Raw genomic sequence first — 3,337 nt, forward strand, 5'->3', positions numbered from 1 at the left:
ACGGCGGCCAAGGCGACGGCGGCCAAGGCGACGATGGCCAAGGCGACGATGGCCAAGACCGCCGCGGCGAACAGCACAGCGGCCAAGGCGGCGACGACGGCCAAGAAGGCGGCCGCCAAGGTCGCGTCGGGGACCAGGGCGATGCCGGGGAAGACGGCTGGGACCCGGGCGCCCGCGGCTAAGACGACGGCTACCAAGGCGCCGGCTACCAAGTCGATGGCCGCGAAGAGGGCGTCCGCCGGCACGGCGACCGCGAAGAAGGCGTCGGCCGGTAGGGCTACCGGGACGAGGGCGACGGCGACCAAGAGCGCCGTGACCAAGGCGACCGCGGCCAAGAGCGCTGCCACCAGGGCTGCTGCCACCAAGGCCGCTGCTACCAAGGCCGCTGCCACGAAGGCCGCTGCCACCAAGGCTGCCGCGACCAAGGTTGCTGCCACTAAGGCTGCCGCTTCCAAGGCTGCTCTTGCCAAGGCGGGGGCGAGCAGGGTTGCGGGGAGTGGGGCCGCGGCGGCCAAGGCGACCATGGCGGGGGCTATGGCGGCCAAGGGGGCCAACACGGCGGCGCCGGGGCGGGCGGGTAAGCGGTCGTCCACGAACGAGTCGGGGACGGCTCGGGGGCGGGCGGCCAAGACCACGAACGTGGCGAAGGCGACCAACGTGGGGCGGGCCGGGGGCATGGCCAAGACGTCGGCCACGAACGCGGCGAAGGTGGCCACGGCGGCCACGGCGGCCGCGGCTCGGAAGGCGGCGGCCGGTAATGCGCCGGGTGCGGGCTCCGGGCGTACGCCATCGGGGCGGAAGGTTGCCGCCAAGCGCGCGTGACAAAGCGGGTGATCGATGGCCACGCGCGACTCGTGCGTGGCCATCGGCGTGTCTGCTGGTAGGAATGAGCCGTGCCGATCAAGAGGGTGTGGGCGCCGCAGATCGACTTCTCGGTGCTGCGGCGGGAGTTGCGGTTGCCGGGGGAGTTTCCGGCGGAGGCGATGGCCGAGGCGGCCGCGGCCGCCGCCAGTCCGCCGCGGCCGGTGACCGACCTGACCGAGGTGCCGTTCGTGACGATCGACCCGGCCACCTCGCGCGACCTCGACCAGGCCATGCACCTGGGCCGGCGGGCCGGCGGCGGTTACCGGGTGCGGTACGCGATCGCCGACGTCGCCTCGTTCGTGCGGCCGGGCGGGGCGCTCGAGGTCGAGACCTGGGTGCGCGGGCAGACCGTCTACCTGCCGGACGGCCGGATTCCGCTGCATCCGGAGGTGCTCGGCGAGGGCGCGGCCAGCCTGCTGCCCGACGGTGACCGGGCCGCGGTGGTGTGGACGATCGACCTCGACGCGGACGGTGAGATCGCCGGGATCGCGCTGGAGCGGGCGCTCGTGCGCAGCCGGGCCAAGCTGGACTACGAGGGCGTGCAGCGGCAGGTCGACGCGGGCACGGCGCCGGAGCCGGTCGCGCTGCTGCCCGAGCTGGGGCGGCTGCTCGCCGAGCGGGCCGCGGCCCGGGGCGCGGTGAACCTGCCACTGCCCGAGCAGGAGCTGGAGCGCGACGGCGAGGGCTGGCGGCTGGTGCTGCGGGCGCCGTTGCCGGTCGAGGAGCACAACGCGCAGATCTCGCTGCTCACCGGCGTTGCCGCGGCGACCCTGATGCTGCGCGGCCGGATCGGGCTGCTGCGCACGATGCCGGCGGCCCGGCCGGAGGCCGTCGCGAAGCTGCGTGCGGCGGCCGCGTCGCTCGGGGTGACCTGGCCGGCGGGTGCCGCGGTGGGGGCCGTGGTGGCGGCGGCCGACCCGGCGTCGCCGCGCGGCGCGGCCTTCCTCGACCAGGCGGCGGAACTGCTGCGGGGCGCCGCCTACACGCCGTTCGACGGGGATCCGCCGGCCGAGACCGGGCACGGCGGGGTGGGCGCGCCCTACGCGCACGTCACGGCGCCGCTGCGGCGGCTCGCCGACCGGTACGCGACCGAGGTGTGCCTGGCGCTGGCGGCCGGGACCGAGGTGCCGGGGTGGGCGCGGGAGGCGCTGCCGCGGCTGCCCAAGGCCATGGGCGACAGCGACCGGCTGGCCGGCTCGGCGACCCGGGGCGCGATCGACCTGGCCGAGGCCGTGCTGCTGCACCGGCGGGTCGGGGAAAGCTTCGACGCCGGCGTCGTCGACCGGGACGAGCCGCGCGGGAACCGGCCGCCGGGCGGGACCGTGGCGCTGGACGACCCGGCCGTGCGGGCCCGCTGCCTGGGCGACCTGCCGCTGGGCGAGCGGATCCGGGCGCGGCTGACCGTCGCCGACCCGGCAGCCCGGCGAGTCGAGTTCGAGCTGATGCACGCCGAGCCGGCCAGCCGCGAGCCGGTGGACCGCGAGCCGGTAAATGGGGAGCGATCGGGGGAGGGGCCTGCGACCCTTGCCGGGTGAGTGATCTAGAGGTTCGGTCGGCGGACGGTACGCGCCTGGTGGTGCGGCGGATCGGGGCCGGGGAGCCGGTCGTGCTCGTGCACGGTTCGGGCGGTGGGCTGCACTCGTGGGCGGGCGTGGCGGGGCTGCTCGAGGGCGAGTTCGAGTTGTGGATGCCGGCACGGCGCGGGTATGGGCCGAGCGACGTGCCGCCGGGGCCGAAGTCGTTCGCGATCGAGGTGGCGGATGTGGCCGCCGTGCTTGACGAGGTGGGCCGGCCGGCTCATCTGGTGGGGGCTTCCTACGGGTCGACGCTGGCGCTGCACGCGGCGGTGGGCGGGCATCGGTATCTGCGGTCGCTGGCGATCTTCGAGCCGCCGTTGTTCGCGGCCGAGGACGTGATCGTTCCGCTGCTGGCGCGGTATCGGGACGCCTTCGAGCGGGACGACGCGGCTTCGATGTTCGCGGTGCTCAACGAGGTGACGCGGGTGCCGGCCGCGATCGTGGCGGCGTTCGCGGCCGGGGCGGCGCAGCAGACGCCGGACCCGGTCGAGGCGCGGCGGTCGGCGGTCGGGTGGTTGCACGATCTCGAGGCGCTGGCCGGCGACGAGACCGACTTGCAGCGGTGGGCCGCCGTGGCCGTGCCGACGCTGCTGATGCAGGGCGCGGACACCTGGGAGCCGATGCCGAGCACGATGAACGCGCTGGCGGCCGTCCTTCCGGGCGTGCGGAGGGTCATCTGGCCGGGGCAGTCGCACTTTGTGACGGCCATGGCGCCGGGGCTGGTGGCGGACGCGCTGCGGGAGTTCTTCGCCAAGGGCTGACCGCGTGAAGCCGGCCGGGCGCGGGAGCCAGGGCGGGCCGGGCGCCGCCGCGGCGCGGGTGCGGGGCGGGTGCGGGTGGGCGCGAGACCCGGGCGCGGGACCCGGGCGCGGGACCCGGGCGCGGGACCCGGGCGC

Annotated in this window: 4 protein-coding genes; 3 read left to right on the forward strand and 1 reads right to left on the reverse strand. The window is 76.1% G+C overall.

All coding sequences use genetic code 11. From position 1 onward, the window contains the following. The coding region (locus tag A3CQ_RS62350) for a hypothetical protein (protein WP_211216802.1) at nucleotides 1-455 on the reverse strand (455 nt) is incomplete at its 3' end. Nucleotides 456-534: 79 nt separating this feature from the next. Here A3CQ_RS62350 and A3CQ_RS62355 point away from each other — a divergent pair. From A3CQ_RS62355 to A3CQ_RS0144420, 3 genes are all read left to right on the forward strand, one after another. Continuing rightward, the gene (locus A3CQ_RS62355; RefSeq protein WP_211216803.1) at nucleotides 535-822 is read left to right on the forward strand and encodes a hypothetical protein; all 288 of its coding nucleotides are present in this window, start codon (nucleotides 535-537) and stop codon (nucleotides 820-822) included. Nucleotides 823-893: 71 nt separating this feature from the next. Continuing rightward, nucleotides 894-2,399: an RNB domain-containing ribonuclease gene (locus A3CQ_RS56220; RefSeq protein WP_084699496.1), complete on the forward strand. Its 1,506-nt coding sequence runs from the start codon at nucleotides 894-896 to the stop codon at nucleotides 2,397-2,399. Beyond that, nucleotides 2,396-3,202 carry an alpha/beta fold hydrolase gene (locus A3CQ_RS0144420; protein WP_026206884.1) on the forward strand — a complete coding sequence of 269 codons (807 nt, stop codon included), beginning with the start codon at nucleotides 2,396-2,398 and terminating at the stop codon, nucleotides 3,200-3,202. The genes A3CQ_RS56220 and A3CQ_RS0144420 overlap by 4 nt, the downstream gene beginning before the upstream one ends. The last annotated feature ends 135 nt before the right edge of the window (nucleotides 3,203-3,337 follow it).

The organism is Paractinoplanes globisporus DSM 43857 (assembly GCF_000379645.1).
Classification (GTDB): Bacteria; Actinomycetota; Actinomycetes; order Mycobacteriales; family Micromonosporaceae; genus Actinoplanes; species Actinoplanes globisporus.